The organism is Capsulimonas sp. (genome assembly GCF_039929585.1).
GTDB lineage: Bacteria > Armatimonadota > Armatimonadia > Armatimonadales > Capsulimonadaceae > Capsulimonas.
In genome coordinates this window covers 1-25751 of sequence record NZ_JBDSQY010000033.1, presented here as the reverse complement: position 1 = coordinate 25751, position 25751 = coordinate 1, and the positions used below count along the sequence as shown (strand labels likewise).

Sequence of the window (25751 nt, the reverse complement as noted above, 5' to 3'; positions counted from 1 at the left end):
GTCGGGTTTGCGGAAACAGTCCCGCATTCAAGGAGAGATTTATCACCGTGTGCATCTCGAATAGTAAGACATCATATCTCATTGGCGGTCTTGCCCTGCTCGGTCTTTGCGCCGCAGCGACGCATTCCGCCCTCGCGCAGGGACGGCCGGCGGCAGCCCCAAACACGCTTGGGATTGAAAATGGAACGATGGAATTCAACACTCCGGATTTTACATTAAAGCTCGTCAAATCTTCGCAGACAATCGCCGCATTGCTTCCGAAAGGCGGCGACGGATTTGATTTCACTCCGTCCGACCGATTGTCTAAGCGCTCGGGCGACGGCTTCTACGATCTGGGAGATCTGACACTGCGTTTGCGCTCCGGAACGTCGGGTGATTGGAAAGATTATTCCACCGCCACACATCGGCAGCCCGTCACCGCTCTTCCCGCATCCGGCAAGGCGCTCGCCGTGGCCGACCTCGCCCCAACGCTGGGACCGGATTGCCCGCTTCAGATCACGCGCACATGGACATTGGACAGCGGCAAACTCGTCTTGAAGTTCGACATCAAGAACAAATCCAATTCACCCGTGCAGATCGGCGCGCTCGGCATCCCCATGGTGTTCAACAACATCATCACGGACCGCGAACTCGCCGAAGCCCACGCGAAGTGCGCGTTCTCGGACCCGTATATCGGGCAGGACGCCGGCTACATCCAGGTGACCCGCCTCAGCGGCCACGGCCCTACCTTGGTGGTAACGCCTTACGGCAAGACGCCGTTCGAAGCGTATCAGCTGCTCAATGAGCCGCGCCGGCCCGAGCAGACCTTTGAAGGCATGATGAACTGGATGGTCCACACGGAAGCGTACGCCGAAAAGGAGTGGAAGGGCGTCGAGCAATGGAATACGCCCACGATGGCGTCGCTCGCCCCCGGCGAAACGCGCACCTACGGCGTCAAGTTTCTCGTCTCGGACACGATCCGAAATATCGACAAGACATTAGTAGCGGACAAGCGTCCGCTCGCCATTGGCATCCCCGGATATGTGCTGCCGATGGATCAGGACGGTCGGCTATTTCTGAAATATCCGAAAGCAGTCAAAACCATCTCCGTCGAGCCGGCAGGCGCGATCGAAGTCGCCCCTGCCAAGCCGGCGCGCAACGGCTGGAAGGCTTACGCGCTTCATGGCAAAGGCTGGGGACGCGCGCGTTTGACCGTCACCTACGCCGATGGTCTCAAGCAGACGGTCAGCTACTATGTGATCAAGCCGGCGGCGCAGGCCGTGTCGGACATGGGAAACTTCCTGACGACCAAGCAGTGGTTTGTCGATCCCAATGATCCGTTCAAACGCAGCCCCTCGGTGATCAGCTACGACCGCGAGGCCAACAAGCAGATCACGCAGGAAAGCCGCGCCTGGATCGCGGGCCTGGGCGATGAGGGCGGGTCGGGCGCCTATGTCGCCGCCGCCATGAAGGAGTTCGGGCAGCCCAACCGTGAGGAAGTCACGAAGTACGAGCAGTTCGTCGACGGCGTGCTCTGGGGCGGGATCCAATTCAAAGATGGTCCACAAAAATATGGCGTCCGCAAGAGCATGTTCTATTACGATCCGAAGGCTCTCCCGAACTTTCCCTACGATTCCTCGATGGATTGGCGCAGCTGGACGAGCTGGAACAAACAAGCCTCCGAAGACATCGGCCGTGGCTACAATTACCCGCATGTCGTGGCCGCCTACTGGGCGATATACCGCGTGGCGCGCAACCACCCGAGCATGGTGAAAGTTCACGATTGGAACTGGTATCTCAATCAAGCGTATGAAACGACAATGTACCTGACCAGCACGGACGCCAACGGCAACGATGTCGTCGGCTACATGCAGCTCGGACTGATGGAAGGCGACGTCTTCTTAGAGCTCTTGAAAGATGTCCAGCGCGAAGGCTGGACCGACAAAGCCGCCGCCCTGGAAGCGCGCATGAAGACCCGCGCCGATCGCTGGAGCACGCGCGATTATCCGTTCGGCAGCGAAATGGCGTGGGACTCCACGGGTCAAGAGGAAGTTTACTCCTGGTCCAAATACTTCGGCTACACCAAGCAAGCAGAAGTGACGCTCAGCGCCATTCTCGGCTACATGCCCACCCTGCCCCACTGGGGCTACAACGGCGATGCGCGCCGATACTGGGACTTCCTCTACGGCGGCAAGCTGCCCCGCATCGAGCGCCAGATCCATCACTACGGCTCCGGTCTCAACGCGATTCCCGTACTCAAAGAGTATCGCGACCATCCGGACGACTACTACCTCCTGCGCGTGGGCTACGGCGGCACGATGGGACCACTGTCTAACATCGACCAGGAAGGCTTCGCCTCGGCCGCCTTCCACACGTTCCCGACCACACTCAAATGGGACGCCTACTCCGGCGACTACGGCCCGAACTTCTTCGGCCACGCGCTCGACGCCGCGACCTACGTCATCAACCACCCAGACTTCGGCTGGCAAGCCTTCGGCGGCAACGTCACGCAGCACGGCGACTGGATCACCATCCACCCACGCGACTCCTTCCGCTCGCGCGTCTACATCGCCCCACGCGGCCTCTGGCTCACCCTCGACGCCGGCCAATTTGACACCGTCGAAGTCAACACCAAAACCAACGCCGTCCGCGTCGGCCTCGCCGCCAAGACCGACGATACGCCGCAGGCGCGATTACTCATCGAACAGCCGGCGAAGGTCGCCAATGTTGGAACATATAAGCCCATGGGCGCGCTGACGCTGGAAAACGGGGCGTATCCGATTGCGCTGACGGATAGTGTGAGCTGGGTGGAGTTGCGGGACTAGCCCCATCTCCCCGCGCTTTAGCGCGCCTCCCCTCTTTCCCTGCTAAAGGCCCTTCGGGCGGGAAAAAGGGCGTTCGTAATTATAGTCCGCACGAGGGTTACGTGGGATGAAAAGAGAATGGCCTGTCATCGAATAACGATGACAGGCCACTTTGTGTTTTCTTCGCAGACTACAAATAACTCGTGTGGGCACGGTGATGAACGCCCCCTTTCCCGCCCGAAGGGCCTTTAGCAGGGAAAGGGGGAAGCCGAAGTTTACTTCGGTGGGGGGATGGGGCGCACCATCCGAACCCCAAACACCCCACCAATCTCATTTCCCTGCGTCGCCTCAAACCGCACCGTAACCTTCTCTTTCCCCGCAGCCAACTCCGCCGGAATCGCATACTCAACATCGTGAAAGATGCCGTTGGCGCTCCCTGGACGGCTGCGCTCGATGGCGTGTTCGCCGATGCGCTCGCCATCCACCAGAATATCGAATGTCCGAGGCTGGAACTCCAGTGTCTGGTAGGTGGCGGTCACAGCCATGGGGTATGCCGGGTCGATGGGCAGATCGAAGGAGAACCACCCCTTGCCGCGTCGGCCGGGGCGGCCGAGAACTCGGTCGGGGGTCGTGCCGTCCTCTTCCAGATTGTAGTCGCGCTCGGGCTGCATCTCGCCGGGCTGTGCGTAGGCGACCGTCGCTGCTTCTAAAAGACGCTTCTTTTCTTGCATGGCGGCAACTTCCACGGACTTTGTCACCCAGTCTTGGGGCGTATAGAGATCCCAGTAGGCTGAGTATGTGCGCCGATGCAGACGGAAGAAGGGAACGAAATCGACGTCGGCCTTGCAGGCGGCGTTGTCGCTATCGCGACCGACGCCATCACTGCGGAAGTGTCCTGGGAGATCGCCGACGGGTTTCAGCCACTCGGTGGGCGAGACGCCGGCGGCGATGAAGATGGGCGCGCTGATCGGCGCGATCGGCTGCTCCGGTCCTAAATCGCCGGCGAGAACGAGAGGTCCCCAGAGAAGTGCGACGCGATTGGAGTTGTCCGGCAGGGCCTCGGTGTAAAGCGCTTTGGGGAGTGAGAGCGTCACGATGTCGCCGTCGCGCCACGTTCGGTCGATCTTGACGTACCAGCCCGGCTGCGCCAGATCGGCGACCGGAGCGCCATTGACGCTCACCGTAAATCCGGCGCCTGCCCAGGAGGGACGGCGCAGGGCCAGCGTCAGACGGCTCGGCGTGGCCAGCGACAGGGTGAGCGTGGCGTCGTCGCCTTCCGGAAGCGACGTGTCCATTGTCAAGCGAACGCCGGCGGATCTCCAATCGGCGGTCGAAGGCGCGTAGAGATTGACCCAAAGCCGATCGCCGGCCTCGTAGTAAATCCCATCGCCGTGCAGCGCGTGGCTCTCCATTCCGCTGCCCACGCAGCATGTGAAGTCATGGAATTTGTCCTGGTATTCGTGCTCGACGCCGCGTCCGACCGGGACCATATAGCACATGCGCCCATCCTCGGGATCGATCGATCCCAGCACGTGATTGAACAGCGCCCGCTCGTGAAACTCGGCGTATCTGATATCCGGCTCCAGCGCGAACAGCGTCCGGGTCATCTTCAGCATATTGTAAATGTTGCACGCCTCGTCCGTACTGCCATCGACGCGTTCACTGAGCTCGTCGGGCGGGCCGAAGTACTCGTCCTTGCCGTGCCCGCCAGTCGCGAAAGTGTGATGCTTCACCACGGAATCCCAGAAGAAGCGAGCCGCAACGCCATCCTGCTTCCGTCCGGTTTGGATATAACGCGACAAAGTCCCGATGAGTTTGGGGATCTGCGTATTGCCGTGCAGACCGCCGAGAACGTTTTTGCGGCGTGCAAATGGAACGGTCACTTCATGATGCTCGAACCGGTCGGCGAGCGCCAGCCAGCGCAGGTCTTTTGTATCGGCGTAAAGATCGACGAAGGCTTCGTTCATGCCTCCAAACTCCGTCTTCAGCATCTTCTGGATCTGCTCTTCGGTGAGGTCCGCAAGAATTGTCTCCGCCCATTCCGCGAAACGCACTTCCAATTCCAGCGCCAGTTTATTGCCGGTCCACCGATAGGCGTCGCGCAGTCCAGCGTATGTTTTGTGCAGGACGTACCAGGGCGCCCAAAGGCCGTTGAGATCGAAGCCGCCGCTGCGGATATCGCCATGCGCAACTTCCTGAAAACGTTCTTTCCCGTTCTCAAGCGCGCCAAGATAGCCGTCTCCATTCGCTGCCTGAACTTCACTCATCTCCTTCACGACATAGTCGGCGCGTTCCTGGAAGCGCGCGTCTCCTGTCGCCGCAAACATCAGACTGACCGCCGAAAGATAATGACCGGCGATATGCCCCGTGAGGTTACGCCCCTCCCCGTCCCATCCTTCATATCCGGGCGCCTTAGGCTCAAGCCCGACGCGCACGCGATAGTACGCCATCATTCGATCCGGCTCTAGCTCCAGCAAGTATTGCGCAACGAGGTCCTGCGCGTGTTTCAATGGACCGCCGGTAAGACGCACGTCCGAAAGCGGAATCGGCCGGGCCGTAAAGGGAATTGGCCCCGCAACTGGGGAGGAAATGGTGGAATTGGTTCCGTTCATGCGATATTATCGTCTCTTTTTACTCTGGCGAGCAATGGAATCACCAATAAGAATATGGAACATAATGAGGATGGCGTCTCCATCAAAATATTACCAGGCAATATCATGATGCTCCATGGTGTTTTCTCTCCAGGCCAGTGATAATGGTGCTGCTAAACGTTTCTCTGATAGTTTTACCATTGCCAGAATCGCCATTCAGAAAAGAGCAGCCAATATGACTATTTACCGTCCCTCGGCTCGCCGAGGAATTCTTGCGCTACCCATCATTGCGCTCGGCATACTGCACGCTCCGAACGCCGCGCTGGGGCAGACTCCGGTCGGTCTCTGGACGTTCGACCAGGGTACGGGAACCACGGCGACGGATACCGGCAGCGGCGCGCACAATGGAACACTGCAAAGCGGGGCCGCGTGGACCAGCACGGCAAAGGTCGGCGCATACGCCATTAACTTCCCCACAAGTGGCAATGTGGATGTGTCCGTTCCCGTCGTGAATACATCGCAAAGCTTCACGGCGGCGTGCTGGGTCAAACTCAATAGCACGGCGGCGTATGAGACGTTCATGAGTATCGACGGGGCGAATGTCAGCGGTTTCTTCCTGCAATATAATGCCGGCAACGGCAAAATCTCATTTAACCGATTGGCAAGCGATTCCGTTTCCGCCGCCGCCACAATCGCCGCCGCGACGGCCGCGCCAACTACCGGCGTTTGGTATCATGTCGCCGGCGTCTATGACGCCACCGCGCAGACGATTTCCCTTTATGTCAACGGAACGCTCCAGCAGACGGTCTCCTTCACAACACCGTGGCAGGCGACCGGGCATACCGAGATCGGCCGTGGATTCTACAATGCCGGCGCGGCGGATTATACCAACGGCAGTGTCGATGACGCGCGTCTCTACAACTCCGCCTTGAGCGCCGCCGCCATCGCAACGCTTGCGGGAACGGGTACGGCAACATCGTCGTTCCCAGCGCGCGTCTGGCAAAATGGCGGTACAAGTGACGCCTCGGATGTGACAGGCGCTTACGTTTCACAAACATCCACGACGGCAACGATCTTGCTTTCGGGCGGAACAACGCAAGTGCTGACGATCTCCACGCTAGGCGATGAAGACAAGCGCTATCTTAAAAATATACTCGCCGTCACGCAGCCGTTCCGATCCTTCACTCGAAACTATCTCGATTCTGTCGGCGCCACGCATTCGGAGACGTTCCAGGCGTCTCTGATCAATATCACGGGGTTCAACAGCCCCCTGTCCAAGCAGCAGGCCGTCGTGGTGCGTCAGGACAGCGGACAAGCGCGCGGCTACTCAATCAGCGATCTGAGTACTGCCGACCAAACGTATGTCAACTCACTCGCCGCAAGTTTCCCCGCACCGCCGGCGCCGAACGACGGCGCCAGTTACGCCATACGATACGACCAGTACAGCCCGACATCCTCACCAGAACCTTACAACACCTATGCGACGGACCATTTCGTTTGGTACTGGGGCAACAGCATCCAATCCGACGCCACAAATTGGAGCAATGCGGCGTTCCGATCCATGAACTTCGCTTACTTCGAGAAGGTCTGGAATTACTTCAAGAGCGTCAATGCTCCCCTCCCCGGCTGGAACTCCACCAAGTACAAAACCAATATCTACGTCACACGCACCGGCCTTTCCGTCTATCCCGACGGCTTTGCTTTCGGCGGACAGAGTATTATCATCGCGCCGGCGGCAATGCTGGAAGGATCGAGCGTCATCCCACACGAATTCGGCCACACGATGCAGATGGCATCCGGCGGCTTCCAAAGCAACGACAATGTCGGCTGGCTCTGGGAATCGCATGCGAACTGGGGCGCGGATAACTTCGTTCCCGGACTTGCGCTGGCGCTTGGGGTCTACGCCGAGCGCGCGCATTACGAGCTGGAATCCTCACGAGACAACTACGGATCGTGGCCGTTCCTGCAATACTTCGCCGAACATCCGAAGTTCACCCCCGCCTTTAACTTCGACATTTGGAAGCAGGCGCTGCGCAATTCCAGTGGCGCTGCGACCGAAGTCCCCTTCCAGACGATGATGCGCCTTGGCGTCAACCAGGGAACGTTCACCGGTACAGGCGCCGCAGGCTTTGGCGACATGATCGGCGAGATGGCCGGACACAACGCCACCTGGGACTACACGTATCAACAGGGATACAACGACACGCTGGTTTATCTCTTCACCAGCGGCGCTCCCCACCGTGGACGCACCATCCTGCAAGCTGTTCCCGACAGGTCCGGCTGGTATCGTCCGATGTACTCTCAATCCCCACGTCAGTATGGGATTAATCTGATCGATCTTACGCCGACGGCGGGCGCGACTTCAGTCACAGTCAATCTCGATGGCATCGTCGATTCCACTCTGTCATCGAACTGGCGCGCGCAGATCGTCGCGATCAATGCGAATGGACAGGCGCGCTACAGCCGCATGTGGAAGACCGGTTCCGGCCACATGTATATCAATTCCAGCGACGTCAAACTCGTGCTGGCCATCACCGCCGCGCCGGATGTCTACGCAATCCAGCCCTTCCGGCCGGGTTACAACAAAGTCAAACGACACTTCCCCTACGAACTGCAGCTGACGAACTGTACGCCGGCGGCGGCGCCTCCCGGCATCCGCAGCCACACCGGCATTGCAGGATCGACCTTCGCGAACGGCGGCGGTTTTGTCGCCAGCTCCGCGACGGTGGCTTCCACAGCCTATGTTGGGCCGAACGCCCAGGTGCTCGACAGCGCCCAAGTTTTGGGCACGGCGCGTATCGAAGACAACGCGACGGTCATGGGCAACGCCATCGTCTCGGGAACGGCAGTCGTGGGCGGCTACGCCGTCGTGCGAGAATCGGCCAAGGTTAACGGCAACGCCCGCATCCGTGAATACGCCGTGATCCAGGATCAAACAACGATCACCGGCAATGCGCGAGTTCGGGAAGCGATCAATGTCGAGGGTAACGGAACGGTGAACGGCGACGCCATGGTGAAGGGCTTCGGCGATCTTTACACGGACTCCGTGGCGACGCTTGGCGGCGGAACGATCGTCGGCCAAGACTCTGAGGTGCGTCTGCCTGGACGTACGACGCCCGTGAACTATGGAACACTCTATGGCTACATGGACACCAGCCAACTCGCCGACCCCACACAAGTTGTCGACAACAAATATCTATCGGCGCATTGGGACTTCGCCGCGCCACGAACCCGGGTGCTGATCGACGCCCTGACCGACAACGACGGCGAACTGCGCGGGACCGCCGCCTTCGGAACCGACGGAACGCGCAGCGTACTGAACACGGATGGAACCACCGGCTACGCGACTTTCGAAGGCAGCGCCATCGACACCGCCGGCGCCACGTTCGATATGCAGATTAAGTGGACTGGAACGACGGCTAATCAAAAGGTCTTCGCCTTCGGAGGACCCGGCGGATCGCTGTTCTTCACGCCCAGCAACTCCAGCGCCAAAGCGGCGTTCACGATTGTGAACGGAACCACCACACAAACCGTCACGGCGACCAGCGCCATCCCGGCAAACGCCTGGGAGCGTATCACCATCGCCTACGGCGGCGCGACTTGCAAGATCTATCTGAACGGAACACAGATCGGCAGCAGCACGACCATGACCAACACGCTCGACGCGATCAAAGCAACCGCCGGTTACCTCGGACGCGGGGCAGACGGAACGGGCTTCTTCAAAGGAGAGTACTACGACCTGGGCATCTACCGAGCCGCCTTCGCCAGCTACGCGGCGATGGTTCCGCCGTACACGCGGCCGTAGATACTGGGTTTTGGCCCCTCCGCCCCAATTCTGGGGAACCTGAGCAAGATTCCCCAGAATTGGGGCGAAGGGGCCGAAGCCGACGAACAAATGTCAAACGAACAGACAGCTAAAGAAGAAAGACGATGCGTTTCTTGCCGTTATCTATTCCCCACGATTGTTCGACTTCGGACAATGGGATGGCCTGGGTCGCAATCTCAAATTTGCCGGGGACGGCGGCTTGCAGGACGCCATCAATGGCGCTGAGAATACGCTGGATTGGTATGCTCTTCAATCCGCTGCCCATCAGAACGATGGCGGATGAACGCAGCGCCGCGCCTGGCAAGGCGATATTTTCGCCACTGATCGAACCGATCTGTACGAAGCGAATGGGGATCGCCTCAGGCCCCGCTTTGGCTCCCGCCATCAAAAGCAATTCTGCAGATTTTCCCCACAAGTAGTCCGCAACAACATCTACACCGGCCGCGAATTGCTCCTGAAAAGCGGCCTCAAGCGCGTCCGCGCCGAGCGTCAATGGAATGACGACATCCGCTCCGAGAGCCGTTAACGATTGCAGCGCCTCGGGATTGCGGCCCGTCGCGATGACTTTTTTCGCGCCCAGATATTTGGCGATTTGAACGGCCAGGCGGCCCGACGCCCCGGTGGCGCCGTTCACGAGCACCGTTTCGCCGGCCTGTAGTTTGGCGCGCTCTTTGTAAGCCGCCCAGGACGACATGCCGGGAATTGCAATGGCGGCGGCCGTCACATCATCCAATTCCTCCGGGAGATGCAGGCATTGCGCGAACGGCGCCGTCGCCACTTCAGCCATGCTGCCGAAGGGTGCGTTCGGCAAAACAAAATAAACCCGCTCCCCACTCTCGAGTCGCCCTACTCCATCCACCCCCACAACGAACGGCAACTCACCCGAAGAACTATAGTGGCTGCCGGACGCGCGCCCTCGCACTAAGTGGCTCAGCGCGGCGGCGGCGACATCGATATGATGCTCCCCACTTGCGGCGATGGGGTTCTTAAAGTCACTACAGATCGGCGTCTTCCCGACTTCCGTAACAATTGCGGCTTTCATTGCGTTATACTCTCCTCTGGTTATTTATGTGCATTATACACATAACTTGCGAAATTATGTGTATAATGCACATATGAATCCAGAATTGCGAGAACTGCACGAAACGCTGATTGATTTGATCGGCATTTTCAATCAGCCGCAGCAGGACGCTGTTTTGATCGAAGAAGCGGGGATTTCCATCGATCGCGCGCTCTTTCCCCTACTGGTGCGTATTGAACGGCGCGGACCGATGGGAATTGGGGAATTGGCCGATCTTGCGGGGCGAGATTATACAACTGTGAGCCGTCAGGTCACGAAACTTGAAGGCTTGGGATTGGTGACGCGGCAGGTCAGCCCACGCGATGGTCGTGTCAGCGAAGCATTCGTCACGGAAAAAGGCAAGGCGATGACGGATGCTCTAGACGCCGCCCGCGAACGATTGGCGTGGCCCATTCTTGCTAGATGGAGTGAAGAGGATCGAAAAGATTTGTTACGACTTCTTCGCCGATTTGTGGATGATGTCTCAGCGCACACCCAGCCCAGAAGCGATTAGAACGTTCATTCCAGCGCGTATTCCATCACCTGTTCTAAGGTCAAGACGCATCCCTCTGTCCAGGCAAGAGTGAAACGCTCCTCGCCTAGCGCAGCGCGGGAGAGGCTGACATCCTGATCGTATTTCTCGACATCATGAGGACGTAGTCTCGCGCTGATTTCGTTTCGTAAGGTCTCGGAGGCGGCCCACAAACGTACGGCGTTGTATGTCTCGGCTTGCGCGAATTTGATGGACGCCATGCCAATCAGCCCTACCCCCAATCCCTCCCGATCGCCCAATTTCTGGCACAGTGTGATCTCTTCTTCAATCAATGCGTGCGCCGTAACGTAGTCCCCCTGAAGACGAGCCAAGGCGCTTAGTTTTTCGAGATTCTTGACAGTCCATACATCGTCTCCAATTTCGCGAGCAACGGCGAGACTTTCTTCATAGTTCACGCGCTCCGCATCGGAATCGCCAACATCATTGCCAAGGGCTCCCAGAGCGTGAAGGCGAATCACGATTCCGGTCTTATCTTCTAACTCACGGGAATCGCCAAGGCTTTCTTCATAATACGTCCGGGCCGAAACATGATCGCCAAGACGATGAACCAGAACGGCTAGATTATAAAGGCACAAGGACGTCTCGCCCTTATTCCCAAGTTCCCGAGCGACCTGCACGATCTGCTCGTAGAATTTCCGCGCTTCCTCGAAATACTTCCGTTCCGAAGTCCAATGGCCCTGATAGAAGTGCGTTACAGCCAACTCATCGAGCGCAATGAGGATTCCCTTCTTGTCGTCCCGCGCTCGACAATCGTCCACACTTTGCTGGCAGTACGACTGCGTCTCTTCGTAATAAACCAGCACCGCCGATATGTCCCCCTGGCGATGCGCGATATGGTGCAGGCTGCTCAAAAGGCGCCCGATGCTCGTCCGGTCGCCCAACTGGCGATAAATTTCCAGGCTTTGTTCATAATTTCCGCGCGCTGCGGAATAGTCGCCTTGACTCGCGGCCAGATAGCCGGCCCCGCGCATCGCTTCGGCCCGCACCGTGTTCTCTTCACGAATGCTCCCCCGCGTCAGCATCTGATGCAGGATCGCTCTTCCTTCGCCAAAGCGCCGGGTTTCGGCCCAGAACCGCCACAGCGCAGCGGCCATTCGCAAGCCGATCTCCGCATCCTGCTTATCCCCTTCGCTGCATCTGTCGAGCGCCGCACGCAGGTTGTCAATGTCAATATCAAGAAGACGCACCATTCGATCTAAAGGCACGGACGAGAGACCGACAAGACCTGCGTCTTCGGCAAGCGTTAAGAACCAATCTCGATGCTTCATTTGAACCAGCCGCTCCTGGCCGCTCTCCGCAAGCCGAGAGTTCGCGTATTGCCGCACCATCTCCAGCAGCCGATAGCGCCCGCTCACCGATGAGCCGTCACCATCGAACGCCACGAGCGACTTATCGACAAGCGAGGTGAGCAGATCCAGCACCTGATCCACAGAAACGTCCTGATCGGAACAGATCGCTTCGGCGGCTTCCAAACTCCAGCCGCCGCTGAAGACGGAAACGCTCGACAGGAGGCGCTGTTCCGGCGGACTGAGAAGTGAATAAGACCAATCGAGTGTCGCTTTGAGTGTCTGCTGACGCGAATGAGCCGTTCTGTTTCCACCCGTGAGCAAGCCAAGACGATCGTCGAGGCGCGCCGCGATCTGCTTGACCGTCATCGCCCGTACGCGGGCGGCGGCCAGTTCCAGCGCCAGGGGAATGCCTTCCAGGCGTGCGCAGACCTGCGCGACCGGCGCGGCATTGCTCCCCATCAGCGTGAAAGTCTTCCGCACCGCCTGCGCGCGCTCCACAAAGAGCTGCACGCTAGGATAGCTTTCGAGCACCCGCGCACGCGCCACATCCCCGGGCGGCAGATGCGACGGATCTGGGATGGGCAAACCTGGCACTGTCCACGCCGCCTCTCCGGTTACCCCCAGCCCCTCACGGCTTGTCGCAAGGATACGCAGCCCCGCGCACGCTCCGAGAAGCTGCGCCGTCATCTGCGCGCTCGCGTCCAGCAGATGCTCGCAGTTATCCAGCACCAGCAGCACACGCTTAGGCTTCAGATGATCGATCACGCTCTCCATAAGCGTCCGCCCAGATTCTTCCCGCAGCCCCAGCGCGCTCGCGACCTGCGGAGCGATCTGACTTCCATCTGAAAGCGCATCCAGTGCGACGAAGAAGACTCCATCAGCGAACTCCTGAGCGGCCTCCTCGGCGACCGCAATCGCCAGTCGCGTTTTGCCGATTCCGCCCGGTCCCGTCAGCGTCGCCAGCCGCGACCGCCGCAGCAGCGCGAGCACGTCTGACCGCTCATCCTCACGCCCAATGAGATCCGTCAGCGGGCTTGGCAGATTTCCAGCCACTCCCGAAGGTTCCTCTTCGGACACAGAGGGAGCAGCCGAAGCGACCGACCGGCGGCGCGCTGTCGCCCGCAAGCGCGTGTAAACCGCTGTGGTCTGTTCGTCGGGTGACGCGCGCGGGTCGTCCTTACGCAGAAGCCGCACAAACGCCTGATAGACATGCAGGGCCGCGTTGCTGTCCCCGCCCCCGGCCAGCGCCTCCATCAGCCCGCGCTGCGCGCCTTCACGCCAGGGATCGAGAGCAACAGCCTTCTGAAAGTAGGAAGACGCCGCGCCGAAGTCGCCGGCGGCCAGCGACGCATCCGCCAGCGTCTGCAAGGCGTGTAGGCAGTCCTGCTCGCGGGCGCCGCGTTCCTGATCGATCCATTCTTCCGTGCAGCCCTCCAGCAGCGGCCCAGCATAAAGCGACACAGCCGCCGCCAGCTCCGGAAGGCTCTTTGTCGAAATGGCCGCATCAAACGCGGCGACATCCACTTCGGCGCCGGCAAGATCCAGAGAAATCGTATAGCGCGCGGGCGATATCAATCGTCCTCCCGCGCTGCCGAGAGCATGGCGCAGTTCGCTGAGAACGACCCGCAGGTTCATTGCGGCCCGGCTTTGGGTGGCGTCCGGCCATAGCGTACCGGACAGCCAGTCACGCTCTGCGGGGCGTCCGGCGCGGAGAACCAGCAGAGCCAGCAGCCAGAGGGATTTTCGAGAACGCAAATGGGGTAACGACTGCCCTTCCACCTGCACCTGCATTGGGCCGAAGAGAGTGAGGGTGAACGGAGTGGGTGTGAGTTCTGAAGCGATGGCGATTTCCTCACAGCGAGATGTCGTTCAAAAGAGATGCATTCATCTCAAAGTGAGACGTCGACAAGATGTTCCGGGCGTCGGAACGTTTTTCCTCCTGTCCCGAGAACGCAGCCGAGAATGCCCGCCTGCGATAATAGGCCATTACTCTCCAGACAGGCCGAAACGCAAGGAGCAACCATGAACGACTTATTGAAGACAGCGATTGAGGCGCACGGTAGTTTGAGCCGCTGGAACGAACTAAAAGAGGTGCGCGTGGAGGCGTCGCTCACCGGCGCCATCTGGTATGTCAAAGGCAAGCCCGACGTCCTCAAAGACGTTGTCATGACCATCGACACGAGAACGGAGCGTCTGGTCACGGACTTCCCCGGCCAGGATAAGCGCACGATCTTCGAGCCGAACCGCATTATGCTGGAGACGGCGGGCGGAACGCCGATTGAGGTCCGCGACGATCCCGAGAAGTCTTTTGAAGGCCAGCAGCGAGAAACGCCCTGGGACGATATCCATGTCGCCTACTTCCAGGGCGAAGCCTTATGGACATATCTCAACACGCCGTTTATCTACACATACGAAGGGTTTGAGAGCGAAGAGATCACGTCGATCGAAGTCGAAGGGGAAACATGGCGGCGTCTCAAAGTCACATTCCCGGACAATGTGAAGAGCCACACACGCGAGCAGATTTCCTGCTTCGGCCCCGATGGCCTGCTGCGCCGGCATGATTACACCGTGGACATCCTCGGCGGCGCGACCGGCCTGAACTACGCCTCAGATTATCGCGATGTCGACGGCATTATCGTCCCGACCAAACGGCGGATTTACGCCTACGAGGGCGACTATGTCAAGGTTCCCGAACCACTGCTGGTCGCCATCGACATGGGCGAAATCACATTTCGTTAGAGCGTCTTCATGAGAGATCGGAGGGACACATTGGCGCACAACATCCTTTTCAGGCCGCTGCGGCTCGGAGCGATCGAACTTCCGCATCGCGTGATCATGGCCCCACTCACTCGCATGCGGTCCGGAGTTGGAGGAACGCCGACGCCGCTGAACGTCGAGTACTACGCTCAACGTGCTTCGGCGGGCCTGATCTTTACGGAAGACACCACGATCAGCCGTCAGGCGCAGGGCTATCCAAGCGTCCCCGGCATCTTTACTCCCACGCAGATCTTGGGATGGAGAGCCGTGACCGACGCAGTCCATGCTCATGGCGGGCGGATTGTGATGCAGATTGCCCATAATGGCCGCAACTCGCACTCATCGTTCATGCTGAGCGGCGAGCTGCCGGTGGCCCCGTCCGCCATTCCTCCTACGGGACAGGCACATAAGCCTAATTTTAAACCCGTGGACTATGAAACACCCCGCGCTTTGGAGACAAGGGAATTACCCGAGATCGTGGCGGCGTTTCGGGAGGCGGCGCTGAACGCGATGGACGCCGGGTTTGACGGCGTCTCCGTGCAGGGCACCAATGGGCAGCTGCTGGAGCAGTTCCTGGAAGACGGAACGAACCGGCGCACCGATGCTTACGGCGGCGGCATCGAAAATCGGGCGCGACTGCTTCTGGACGTGGTGGACGCCGTCAGCGGCGCCATCGGGGCGGAGCGTGTCGGTGTGCGCCTGTCGCCATACGGACAGTTCGGCGGGATTTCCGACAGCGATCCGCAGGGCCTCTTCACTTACGTGATCAGACAGCTGAGCGAGCGGCGGATCGCGTATCTGCATCTGATCGAAGCCCGTGGCTCTGAAATCGGCCTAAGCGACGAGCTTCACGTCGGCGCGGTGAATAACGCCGCGCTGTTTCGCTCCTTCTTCGACGGGCCGCTCATTTCGGCGGCGGCCTACACGCCGGAAAGCGCGGCGACAACAGTCGAAGGCGGCTATGCCGACGCCATCGCCTTCGGGCGTTTGTTCATCGCCAACCCTGATCTGCCCGAGCGCATCCAAAGGAATGCGCCGCTCAACTCACCCAATCGGGCCACGTTTTATGGCGGCGGCGCGGAAGGCTACACCGACTATCCATCGCTTCCGTGACCGCCCAAATCATTCCAATTCACTCTGCCTATAGGAGGAGCCATGTCCACTCAATACGCGTCCATCGAGACGCCGATCGCTATCGAAGTTTGCGCATTTCCAAGAGAAACGGCGGCAAAACCCTCGCCTCTCTTTTCTCCTGCCCAAATCGGGCCATATACTCTCGTACATCGAGTCGTGATGGCCCCGCTGACACGCCTGCGCTCGGAAACGCCTGGCGATGTTCCCGGCAATCTCATGGTGGAGTATTACCGGCAGCGCGCCTCCGCCGGCGGTTTCATCGTCTCGGAAGCGACAACAGTAGCGATTACCGGCCGGGGCTATCTCGGCGCGCCTGGTATCTATTCCGATGCCCAGGTCGCCGGCTGGCGGCGCGTTACAGACGCCGTACACGCGGAAGGCGGCCGTATCTTCCAGCAGCTCTGGCATGTGGGACGCGCCTCGCACGTCGAGATGACCGGCGGGGCTGACCCGGTGGCTCCCTCCGCCGTCCCATTCGACGGCTTGGCCTTTACCAAGGAGGGCTGGGTTCCAGTCTCGCCCAACCGAGAACTCTTGATTGACGAAATCCCAAGGATCGTTGAAGATTACCGCCGTGGCGCGGAGCGAGCCATGATCGCCGGCTTTGATGGCGTCGAGATCCATGGCGGCAACGGTTATCTTGTGGACCAATTCCTCCAAGACGGCAGCAACAAACGGACCGACGCTTACGGCGGCTCGTTCGAAAACCGCACTCGCTTCCTGCGGGAGATACTCGACGCGATTATCCCCGTCTGGGGCGCAGACCGCGTGGCGGTGCGGCTGTCGCCGGCCACGCAATTCAACGGCATGTCGGACAGCGACCCCGCCGCCTTGTTCGGGTATGTCGCGGAGCAGCTAAACCGCTACGCCCTCGCCTACCTCCATATCATCGAACCGCGCATCAACGGCAATGAAGAAGTCGCGCAAGGACTGGCGCCGGTGGCGACCGAACAGCTGCGCAAGATCTTCACGGGAAACCTCATTTCCGCCGGGGGCTTCGATCCCAAGAGCGCCGAGGCGATTCTGGAAAATGGGAACGCCGATCTTGTCGCATTCGGGCGGCTGTTTATCGCCAACCCCGATCTGCCCGAGCGCATTCGTCTAGCCCTGCCACTGAACCCTTACGACCGCGCGACCTTCTACGGCGGCGACGCCCACGGCTACACCGACTACCCCTTCTACAATGGCAACGAAGACGAAACGAGGTGAATATTATGACAACTCAAGAACGGAACAAGGCGCTTGCTCTGGAAGCGTTCGAGACGCTATTCAACAAGCGGGACTACACGCAGGCGGAACGTTACTGGTCGCCGGACTACGTTCAGCATAGCGCCCATATCCCGGCAGGACGTGAGGGTCTTTTTGATCTCGTGAGGGCGACCCCACCATCCGCGAAATACGAGTCGGGCTTGGTCGCGGCGGAAGGCGACTATGTGATGATGCACGGACGGTATTCCGGCATTGGCCTCCCGGCAAACTGGGTCGTCGTGGATATCATCCGATTTGAGGACGGCGTTCTGGTCGAACATTGGGACGTCATTCAAGACGAAGCGACCCAGGAGCAATCGAAAAGCGGGATGCCCATGTTCGGCGATACGTTTCCTGAGAAAGAAGGACAGCAATGAAACTCACCGGCAACACGATCTTCATCACCGGCGGCGGCTCGGGCATCGGGCGCGGACTGGCGGAGGCGCTCCATGCGCTCGGAAATCAGGTAATCATCTCCGGACGGCGTTTGGGCTCCTTGACGCAGACAACTGACGCCAATCCCGGCATGCAATCCGTACAGTTGGACATCACGAATCCAAAGAGCATCGCTGCTGTCGCTCAGCAGCTTATCACCGAGCATCCGGCGCTGAATGTGCTGATCAATAACGCCGGCGTCATGCATTTTGACAACGTCGCCGGCGCCGTTGATGAGGATCTCATCACGTCCACGATCACGACCAACTTGATGGGGCCGATCCGTATGACCGGCGCCCTGGTCGAACACTTGAAGCAGCACGAGACGGCGACGATCATTAACGTCTCCTCGGTGCTGGGGTTCGTCCCAATGGCAACCACGGCGGTTTACTCGTCCACGAAGGCGGCGATGCACTCCTACACGCAGTCGCTGCGGTTCCGGCTCCGGGATAGTTCGGTGACGGTGCGGGAACTCGCGCCGCCCTGGGTGCGGACGGACTTACTGAACAGCAGCGAAGAGCCCCGGGCGATGCCGCTTGCGGAATTCATCTCCGAAACCATGGCGATCCTCGGGACGGATTCGGAAGAAATGATCGTGGAGCGAGCTCAGCTTCTTTGGAGCAAGATCGGCGACACCTCATTTACGACCCAATTCAATGACACGTTGGAGCAGCCACAGTAATCGAATAGTACGCAGCTAACAGCAGCAAAATCGTCTGCAAAACAGACACAAGGAGAAACGACCATGACATTTATTAACACACATTACATCTCTCTCGCCGCGCTCGCCCTCGCGGCGATCGCCGCCCCTCTGGCGGCCGCACACGCCGACGCCCCCGCGAAGCCCGCGATTGTACTCGTCCACGGCGCATTCGCCGACGCCACGAGTTGGAGCCGGGTCATCCCAATACTGGAGAAGGACGGCTACACCGTCTACGCCGTTCAGAACCCGCTGACTTCCCTGGACGACGACATCGCCACAACCAAGCGCGTCATCGAGGCGCAAAAAGGCCCAGTGATCGTCGTCGGCCATTCTTACGGCGGCGCGGTCATCACCGGCGCCGCGGCGGGCCAGACCAATGTGAAGGCCCTGGTCTATCTCGCCGCCTTCGCCCCGGACGCCGGGGAGGCGGTCGGCGTGTTCGCCGACCAGGTTCCGCTTGGGAAGACGTTTGTTCCCGATGCGGCGGGCTTCGTGTACGTCGACCGCGATAAGTTCCACGACGCGTTCTGCGCCGATGTGTCGGCGGCCGATGCCCGCGTGATGGCCGTGGTTCAGAAGCCGCTGAACGCCGCGATCTTCGGCCAATCGGTCCCAGTTCCCGCCTGGAAGTCGATCCCGTCCTGGTACCTCGTCAGTCAAGATGATCACGCAATCAGCCCGGAGCTGGAGCGGTTCTACGCGAAACGCATGGGTGCGCAAACGAGCGAAATCAAGGCCAGCCACGTCGCATTCATCTCCCACCCTCAGGAAATTGTCCGACTGATCGAGAAGGCGGCAAACGCTCCCGCAAAACAAAAGTAAAACGACATGGATCGCCGTGTCTCCAGGGATTGATTAAAATTCCTGGAGACACGGTCTTGTTTGTTCGATGTCCACTCTCTAAATCTTTGAGGCGCTTGCGGCGCCTTGAGCCACGTGGCCGGTCAGCAGCACCCATGTTTCCACTTTTTGACCTTCGTGTGTTGTTGCAAAGCATACGCCGGAGGAAATCTCTTTGCTATCCTCAAGTTTCACATGCAGCGTCACATCGGCTTGTCCATGCGCCGGGATCAGAGGCGACGACACTTTGGCGGTCGTGCATTCACATCCAGTCGTCACAATCGAGAGACCGACAGGAAACGAATGCGGATTATTCAATCGAAAAGCATGTGTCAGCGGACGTTTGGCGGGCACAGTTCCAGCATCATAGAGCAGTCCCCCTACGACCTCGACTTCGGGCTTCTCATGAGCGCGTGTTTTGACGGCGAACCCCACTCCAACAAGCAGCAAAGCGCCAATCATCAATCCAGAGAAAATTCGAATGTTCATCTTTGTGTTCGCACAATGCTGACAATCTCGCCATCGGACCGAGCATAGAATTCATTTTTCGGCATCAGCACATTTCCTCGCTGGGGATCGGCAATCAAGAGATAGTCGCCCCAGTCACCGACAACGACAACCCAATGTCCAGCTGGCCGGCTGAGTGTGGCGATTACAGGTATGCCGCTCGTCTTGACCCGATCCAAAAGTTCGTCGGCGGTTACGACGTTCTCAACAGCCGACTCCCCATGCGCCTTAAATGCCTGTATCAATTGCTCGCTGCTAGTTCCGGTTGATTTAAGAAGCTGCATGATCTCTGGCTCCGTGGCAGGCTTTTTAAGATAATTTGATAAGACGGTCGCGACGGATGCTTCTCCGCAGGAATGGTATGTTGTCTGCCGGACTAGCGTCCCACTCAGCCATGTGACAAGGCGCGGCGGCAAGCTCTTGGCTCCACGGATCTCAGCCATCGTCTCATCCACATTCTTAGCGGGAGGATCCTGCACGGGGCGTGGCGCTGTCGGACGCGGGCCTTTAACTTCCGTGTGGAAGTGCGTCTGATGGTACTTGGGCTCGTCGTTCCAGTCCACGACGGCGTCAAAATGACGCTTGAGCATCGCTTCCAAGGGCGCAAGACGCGCCATCACCTTTGGGTTGTTATGATCCTTGACACTGACCCGCGAACCGTCCGCAAACCGAAAGCCAGAGATATCGATCGCCTGTCCATAAGCATGGGACGAAATGATCTTCTCCTCCTGCCGCGTGCTGCGATCATTATAAACGCCCAGATGATCGATGCCCACCACATGCAGATGCTCATGCGCATCATCCAGAAAGCCCGCCAGGCGATCCTTCAAAGAGAGGGACGCTTGATCGATCGGCAGCGGCTCGTCTGAATTCGCAAAGAAGTAAAACTTCACGCCATGCCAATCCGCCGGAATCTGGCCGGTTGCCCCCCGGTCCCAGGCGTCCTTATCTGGGTAGAGCAGCATGTTGAGCGGATACCACGAAGCCAGGTCGCAGTCTTCCTGGGAATATCGAGCGGGAAAGAAGTACCGAACGCGGCTGAGAGCCGTGTGTTGGCCATCGAGCAGTCTTGGCGTATCGACCTGCTTCTGCATGGGATCTGGAACGATCCCCACCAGGATCGCGCTCTCCGCCAGCGTCAGCTTGTCCGGTGTTTTATGGAAATAGTAACCCGCAGCCGCAGCTATCCCATGTTGTCCCATACCATAGTCTATCGTATTCAGATACAACTCAAGAATGCGTGACTTGGGCAACATTCGCTCCAGCTCCCAGGTATACGCCGCCTCTTTGATCTTACGCCACACCGTCCTGTCGTTCGTAAGGAAGAGGTTCTTTGCAAGCTGCTGTGTGATCGTACTGCCGCCTTCTTTGATTTGGCCTTCACGCAGATTAACACGCAGGGCATGGTGCATTGCGATCCAGTCGAAACCGTGATGCTGGTAGAAGGCGTGGTCTTCCATGGCAATGGTGGCGTCCTGCATTGCAGGCGATACAGTCGATAGTGACACGCACCCGTCGGCAACGCTATTGATACTCGATAGATAGGATGTCACAGCACGGCGGGCCATCATATCAACACATATTATTACGCCGATAAACACAACAACCGCAACCCAAACTACATTCCTACGTCGGTGAGTGATTCCTTCTTTACGAGGGATATTTCTCGTGAATGCTGGCCTGACCGCCGCCAGCACTCCCGCAACTGCTACACAGGCTCCCACATTAATTGTCAATACTGACACAGTCGGACCATTCAGAAACGATATTATAATTCCTACCAACGTCGAAACAGATGCTCTCGCCAGCAATCTCCGGGCATCTCCATCCGGCGTTTGTCGATCCTGTAATGCTCCTAATACTCCAATGGCGAACGACACCATCATGAGCAGCACAATCAAAATAACGCAAGGAATGCCTATATCGCAGGCGACACGCAACGCGACAGGCATCCCTACTGTGCTCGATGCGCCAATCCCATTGCCCAACCATGGATCGAAGCCATCGCTTGGGCGAACAAATAAAGCCCCGCTCAAATACACAAAACAGCCGCCGACGGTTACCGATGCGAGAACGGATATTGTAGTCACTGTCGCGGTCGCCCGCTCGCACCTCCCGGCCATCCAAGATAGAGTGTAAGCGATTGAGGCTATCAGAATGCTGATGACGCCACCGTTGCAGGCGACAACAACTAGAGAGACAGCCAATATTACCAAAATGGGCTTTATAATGTGCCGCACAGAAAATAGTGCTACACCAAAATAAAGGAGTATACCAGGTACCGTCAGAGCCATCGATTGAGCATAGGGATAAGGATTGGCAGACGATGTAAGCCAATCTTTGGCGGCCCAGAAAACGGCCAAAAGGAAGATGAGATCGCCGATGCTCCAAAGGCCCCTTTGTATTCTCATAGATTGTCAACGCGGAAGTACAAGTGTTTAGTAAATATGTCGAAATCAATTACAGTAAAACATTATAATTTTGCTGCGTAACGAGTATTATTTGATGTTGAATTTTATGGTCGATCGCTGTCCCCAAGTCGCACCTAATCCATTTATATAAAAAATGACGTCTTTAGTGTGCACGCCTGAGTATTGTTCCGATGTATCGATCAGTACGGGTATATGAACACTATCAATTGGGTTCAATCTTATCGGCTTAGATGAAACAGTTGTACAAGCACAGGAAGCATAAGGAAAACCGCTTAAGTGTTTTCCAGACAAGTTTATCAACACGATGTTGGTATGTATAGGCGTACCGCGTCGAATTGAGCCCATATCAATTACTGGATCAACCATGAAAACTCTATCTCTCGCACTCATAACGCCAAATGAGAAAAAGAATATCAGCAAAGGCACTGTAATTACAATGAAAGTAGTCAGAATGCTTTTGGAGATATACTGCGGGTTAACCTGGCCTTGCTTGAGGAAAGAAGTTTCATTTTTTGATATTTTCATTTTCTTAATTTATTTCGGGCGATACAATAAGCGGCTTCTGAGGGGAACACTGTTTCATAGTAACGCCAAGCAATACTCCGATAAGTGCAGTGGATGGTAGTGTTTCCACTGTTCCAAACGGAACATTAGTCAATGAAACTATCGCTAACGCAAGCCATGCGGAGCTCAATCCTGTCTGCGTCAAGCTTTCATCTTTTTTAATTGTATTTATAATGGCAATAACAATCCCTACAAGCAGGATACCACCCAAAACACCCATTTCATCAAGCCATAAAAGGGGCGTACTCATTGGTGTGATCATAATCTGTTGATGTATCACGCCCTTACTGGAGAGACTTTGATTGATAACAGGAATTTGCAGGCTTCCCACCCCAACGCCTGAGACAAAATTGTTTTCAAAAACCTTCGCTCCTATCCGCCAAAGGTCTAAATGGCTGCCTAGTGAACGATCGGAGGATAACTTGCTCATTGTGTTGTGACTTCGCAATTGAAAAGTCATGCCACAAAATAAAAGAGCGATTGCGCCTATTGCTGCTAGTTGTGTACGCCTGGCATTATGTTGCTTATAGTAATACCAAACCGTAGAAATTGCGAGAGCTATAGCAGCTGCTCGGTACCAAGTTAAAAGGAAGGCGGCAAAAACTACGGCCAAAGCTACAGTCCATGAAAAACGTTGTAAGAACGTACGGGACGAGGTAGTTGCCGCCATGCAGAGCATGAGAGCAATTAGCGTTAAGAAATAGAGACTGTTTGCCGAGTGAAATGTCCCAGAAGCCCGTTGAACATCGCCAGAAACAATATGAGATACGCCAGTATGCTGGTAATAAAGAGTATATACACTTTGAAAGAAGGCTTCTGCGCAAATTACAGTAATAGCAATTTTCCTGGTGCTAAATAATGGGATGAGCAACCCAGTACTTAACGCCAACAATACGAGTATACAGTTTGAGCTCTCTTCACGTTGGCTGAACCAAAATATTGCAGTTCCAGCAACGATAATGATATATACCCCCACAAATGCCCATAGCCAATTAAATCTGTTACGCAGGGGAAATAAATATAACACCCAAACGATAACTGAGATGATGCTAACTGTTACAACGGTCATGATATTCAATAACCGTAGCGACATGAAAGGCGCCAAATTTAGCGGCGAGTAATATGCCCATATAGTGTTCGGGAGAAGGTAGAACGACAGAATGAAAAAACCAAATATTGAGCTTATATACGGCATGATTTTAGAGATAATGGGTTTCATTGTTATTCTTAATTCTGTTTTCCTCTACGCCACACAAACCAGGCAACGCCTAAAAACATTAGCCCAATTAACGCCAAAACGCCGCTATTGGCTCGTGATTTTGGATTGCCATTCGAAACCTGGATTGCTCCGAGTTGCTGCATATTTCGTTCAACATCAATCTGTTTGTCAATATTGCTTTTATGAGAATCGTAGTTAACTGCAACACTAGGAGTGCCAACGTCGTCTTGTACGGTTAACTTGTCAGGAATAGCGGATTCTAAGATGAAAGCCGAATCTGGCTCAGGTTGGTCGGTTTTAGTTTGTAGTCGATAGTTCATTATCGATGAAATTGTATTTTTTGTTCCTGATACATACCGTGTAAACGTAATATTTGTCGGAATATACTCTCCTTGAAACGGAGTATGTCCAGAGAACTTCCAACTCTGAAGTGAATTGCCATTGTCGGCAATCAATGAACTGAGAATTTTAAATTTTCCTTTTTCTTGTGTTGCGTCAACTGTTGCAGGAAGAAATAACCCAGGATTACGCTGGTCCTCCCCACGTGGACCAACCAATAGCAACTTTCCCATTAATTCCCCATTTGGCTGTGACGGATTTACTGAGGATAAATTTCTGAGTATTGAGTACTGCGGTAAATTAACTCCAGGAAAGAAAAATGCAGGAAACTGATAGGAGGATAATCCAGGCGTTATTGTCGCTCGATCCAAGTCTTGAGCGTAGTAAAAACTTCGTTCGCCATCATATATGAGTACTTCATTTGAATCATGGGAATGGTACGAAAATAAAGTACGGTGACCGTTATATGAAATTGTTAAAGACGCCACGTGATGAACAGTCGGAGACGATTTTGAGCCAGCCTGTGTTAATATGGCATCCCTATCCTTCTGGGACATACTTCCATTTGCGACCATAGAATCAATTTGTCTTTTTACAGCCCGGTATTGACTATCTCTTCCCTCTGATGTTGATTTACCACTTAGAGTATAGGTGAGTGTAAAAGGGGTTGTTAGTGCTGGAGCTATGTATTCAGGTGTTTCAGCTAGCGATTTTCCGGGAACGAACATCTGCGATATTGCGGATATTATTAGTAAACAAGTAGTTCGATTCAGTTTTTTTTCGTATTTCATAATATAATATTCAGGATGTGTTATATTTATTGCTAATATTAAAATCACACCGCATGCATTTAAACATAATGCAAGTCGCGCACACGAACTTTTGCTAATTAGGACCGAGCCGTTATATATGATAATGGAATCGCCACAACGCACTGTCATACATTAAAAAATGTTATATGCGCAGTGGCGACCTTCAACACCTATATAGTTGATAGACAAACGCCATTATTCACATCTGCCGTTAACGCACCAATTCTATTAAAATCCGCACGGGGTCGTCAGGTTACCAGTCTTAACATTCACCTTGTACGTAATTATTGTATGGGTCCCATCGGCATTTTCATACGCCGGAGTACAACTATTAGTGCCGTTCGTATAGCAATCGGTCGATATCCATACATAGGCATCTTTTTGGATGATCTTTGTGCCATTACAGAATGTAGTCGCAGGCCCGCCGGAGCAATAGCCACCGAGTGGCGGGACGAATGTGTCTTGAGTACAATTATTGTCTACACACTGACCGCCGGGCCAGATTATGTCTGAATGGTTTTGTGTGCATGTCCCGCCGGGAGTACCCGCCCATACAGCAAGGGTGCTGCCTAGAACCAAAGCGGCGGTAACGCCGGCGATCTGAGATTTTCCGTTTCGCAATTGTTGCTCCTTATTCCGTAACAGTGATCGATTTCTCC

Annotated in this window: 17 protein-coding genes; 9 read left to right on the top strand and 8 right to left on the bottom strand. The window is 56.4% G+C overall.

Features of this window, described 5'->3' with window-relative positions; all coding sequences use genetic code 11:
• The first annotated feature begins 47 nt into the window (after positions 1 to 47).
• Complete coding sequence (locus ABIZ35_RS01980; RefSeq protein WP_348218194.1) at positions 48 to 2804, top strand: DUF5695 domain-containing protein; 2757 nt, start codon at positions 48 to 50, stop codon at positions 2802 to 2804.
• Between the two features lie 254 nt (positions 2805 to 3058).
• Here the strand turns inward: ABIZ35_RS01980 and ABIZ35_RS01975 are convergent, their stop codons facing one another.
• The gene (locus ABIZ35_RS01975) at positions 3059 to 5395 is read right to left on the bottom strand and encodes a beta-L-arabinofuranosidase domain-containing protein (RefSeq protein ID WP_348218193.1); all 2337 of its coding nucleotides are present in this window, start codon (positions 5393 to 5395) and stop codon (positions 3059 to 3061) included.
• Between the two features lie 214 nt (positions 5396 to 5609).
• On the opposite strand from ABIZ35_RS01975, the gene ABIZ35_RS01970 reads away from it, so the two are divergent.
• Positions 5610 to 9179 (top strand): DUF6055 domain-containing protein, encoded by a 3570-nt coding sequence (locus tag ABIZ35_RS01970; RefSeq protein WP_348218192.1) that lies wholly within the window; start codon positions 5610 to 5612, stop codon positions 9177 to 9179.
• Positions 9180 to 9288: 109 nt separating this feature from the next.
• Here the strand turns inward: ABIZ35_RS01970 and ABIZ35_RS01965 are convergent, their stop codons facing one another.
• Positions 9289 to 10242 carry a zinc-binding dehydrogenase gene (locus ABIZ35_RS01965; protein ID WP_348218191.1) on the bottom strand — a complete coding sequence of 318 codons (954 nt, stop codon included), beginning with the start codon at positions 10240 to 10242 and terminating at the stop codon, positions 9289 to 9291.
• A 73-nt stretch (positions 10243 to 10315) separates the two neighbouring features.
• Between ABIZ35_RS01965 and ABIZ35_RS01960 the strand changes: the two genes are divergently transcribed.
• Positions 10316 to 10774 (top strand): MarR family transcriptional regulator, encoded by a 459-nt coding sequence (locus ABIZ35_RS01960; protein ID WP_348218190.1) that lies wholly within the window; start codon positions 10316 to 10318, stop codon positions 10772 to 10774.
• A 5-nt stretch (positions 10775 to 10779) separates the two neighbouring features.
• Here the strand turns inward: ABIZ35_RS01960 and ABIZ35_RS01955 are convergent, their stop codons facing one another.
• Positions 10780 to 13857, bottom strand: coding sequence for a tetratricopeptide repeat protein (locus ABIZ35_RS01955; RefSeq protein ID WP_348218189.1), 3078 nt, complete (start codon positions 13855 to 13857; stop codon positions 10780 to 10782).
• Between the two features lie 267 nt (positions 13858 to 14124).
• Here ABIZ35_RS01955 and ABIZ35_RS01950 point away from each other — a divergent pair, with 267 nt between their 5' ends.
• From ABIZ35_RS01950 to ABIZ35_RS01925, 6 genes are all read left to right on the top strand, one after another.
• Positions 14125 to 14841 carry a hypothetical protein gene (locus ABIZ35_RS01950; RefSeq protein ID WP_348218188.1) on the top strand — a complete coding sequence of 239 codons (717 nt, stop codon included), beginning with the start codon at positions 14125 to 14127 and terminating at the stop codon, positions 14839 to 14841.
• Positions 14842 to 14871: 30 nt separating this feature from the next.
• Positions 14872 to 15972: an alkene reductase gene (locus tag ABIZ35_RS01945; protein ID WP_348218187.1), complete on the top strand. Its 1101-nt coding sequence runs from the start codon at positions 14872 to 14874 to the stop codon at positions 15970 to 15972.
• Positions 15973 to 16014: 42 nt separating this feature from the next.
• A complete protein-coding gene (locus ABIZ35_RS01940) occupies positions 16015 to 17202 on the top strand; it encodes an alkene reductase (protein WP_348218186.1) in 1188 nt (395 codons plus the stop codon).
• Between the two features lie 5 nt (positions 17203 to 17207).
• Complete coding sequence (locus ABIZ35_RS01935) at positions 17208 to 17618, top strand: nuclear transport factor 2 family protein (protein WP_348218185.1); 411 nt, start codon at positions 17208 to 17210, stop codon at positions 17616 to 17618.
• A complete protein-coding gene (locus ABIZ35_RS01930; RefSeq protein ID WP_348218184.1) occupies positions 17615 to 18358 on the top strand; it encodes an SDR family NAD(P)-dependent oxidoreductase in 744 nt (247 codons plus the stop codon). Before ABIZ35_RS01935 ends, ABIZ35_RS01930 begins: the two co-directional genes overlap by 4 nt.
• Positions 18359 to 18421: 63 nt before the next feature.
• Positions 18422 to 19201, top strand: coding sequence for an alpha/beta hydrolase (locus ABIZ35_RS01925; RefSeq protein ID WP_348218183.1), 780 nt, complete (start codon positions 18422 to 18424; stop codon positions 19199 to 19201).
• 78 nt (positions 19202 to 19279) lie between these two features.
• On the opposite strand, the gene ABIZ35_RS01920 is transcribed toward ABIZ35_RS01925, so the two are convergent.
• The 5 genes from ABIZ35_RS01920 to ABIZ35_RS01900 form a co-directional block, all read right to left on the bottom strand.
• Positions 19280 to 19708, bottom strand: a complete 429-nt coding sequence (locus tag ABIZ35_RS01920; protein ID WP_348218182.1) for a DUF1573 domain-containing protein — start codon at positions 19706 to 19708, stop codon at positions 19280 to 19282.
• Positions 19705 to 22089, bottom strand: coding sequence for a transglycosylase domain-containing protein (locus ABIZ35_RS01915; RefSeq protein ID WP_348218181.1), 2385 nt, complete (start codon positions 22087 to 22089; stop codon positions 19705 to 19707). Before ABIZ35_RS01915 ends, ABIZ35_RS01920 begins: the two co-directional genes overlap by 4 nt.
• Before the next feature lie 135 nt (positions 22090 to 22224).
• Positions 22225 to 22683, bottom strand: coding sequence for a hypothetical protein (locus ABIZ35_RS01910; protein WP_348218180.1), 459 nt, complete (start codon positions 22681 to 22683; stop codon positions 22225 to 22227).
• Positions 22684 to 22687: 4 nt separating this feature from the next.
• The gene (locus tag ABIZ35_RS01905; RefSeq protein ID WP_348218179.1) at positions 22688 to 23791 is read right to left on the bottom strand and encodes a hypothetical protein; all 1104 of its coding nucleotides are present in this window, start codon (positions 23789 to 23791) and stop codon (positions 22688 to 22690) included.
• A 158-nt stretch (positions 23792 to 23949) separates the two neighbouring features.
• On the bottom strand, positions 23950 to 25071 hold the full coding sequence (locus tag ABIZ35_RS01900) for a hypothetical protein (protein ID WP_348218178.1): 1122 nt from the start codon (positions 25069 to 25071) through the stop codon (positions 23950 to 23952).
• Positions 25072 to 25751 lie beyond the last annotated feature (680 nt).

Coding starts and splice junctions, on each gene's coding strand:
- ABIZ35_RS01975 (WP_348218193.1), bottom strand. CDS start 5,395: ATGAACGGAACCAATTCCACCATTTCCTCCCCAGTTGCGGGGCCAATT.
- ABIZ35_RS01970 (WP_348218192.1), top strand. CDS start 5,610: ATGACTATTTACCGTCCCTCGGCTCGCCGAGGAATTCTTGCGCTACCC.
- ABIZ35_RS01965 (WP_348218191.1), bottom strand. CDS start 10,242: ATGAAAGCCGCAATTGTTACGGAAGTCGGGAAGACGCCGATCTGTAGT.
- ABIZ35_RS01960 (WP_348218190.1), top strand. CDS start 10,316: ATGAATCCAGAATTGCGAGAACTGCACGAAACGCTGATTGATTTGATC.
- ABIZ35_RS01950 (WP_348218188.1), top strand. CDS start 14,125: ATGAACGACTTATTGAAGACAGCGATTGAGGCGCACGGTAGTTTGAGC.
- ABIZ35_RS01940 (WP_348218186.1), top strand. CDS start 16,015: ATGTCCACTCAATACGCGTCCATCGAGACGCCGATCGCTATCGAAGTT.
- ABIZ35_RS01935 (WP_348218185.1), top strand. CDS start 17,208: ATGACAACTCAAGAACGGAACAAGGCGCTTGCTCTGGAAGCGTTCGAG.
- ABIZ35_RS01930 (WP_348218184.1), top strand. CDS start 17,615: ATGAAACTCACCGGCAACACGATCTTCATCACCGGCGGCGGCTCGGGC.
- ABIZ35_RS01925 (WP_348218183.1), top strand. CDS start 18,422: ATGACATTTATTAACACACATTACATCTCTCTCGCCGCGCTCGCCCTC.
- ABIZ35_RS01920 (WP_348218182.1), bottom strand. CDS start 19,708: ATGAACATTCGAATTTTCTCTGGATTGATGATTGGCGCTTTGCTGCTT.
- ABIZ35_RS01910 (WP_348218180.1), bottom strand. CDS start 22,683: ATGAAAATATCAAAAAATGAAACTTCTTTCCTCAAGCAAGGCCAGGTT.
- ABIZ35_RS01905 (WP_348218179.1), bottom strand. CDS start 23,791: ATGACCGTTGTAACAGTTAGCATCATCTCAGTTATCGTTTGGGTGTTA.
- ABIZ35_RS01900 (WP_348218178.1), bottom strand. CDS start 25,071: ATGAAATACGAAAAAAAACTGAATCGAACTACTTGTTTACTAATAATA.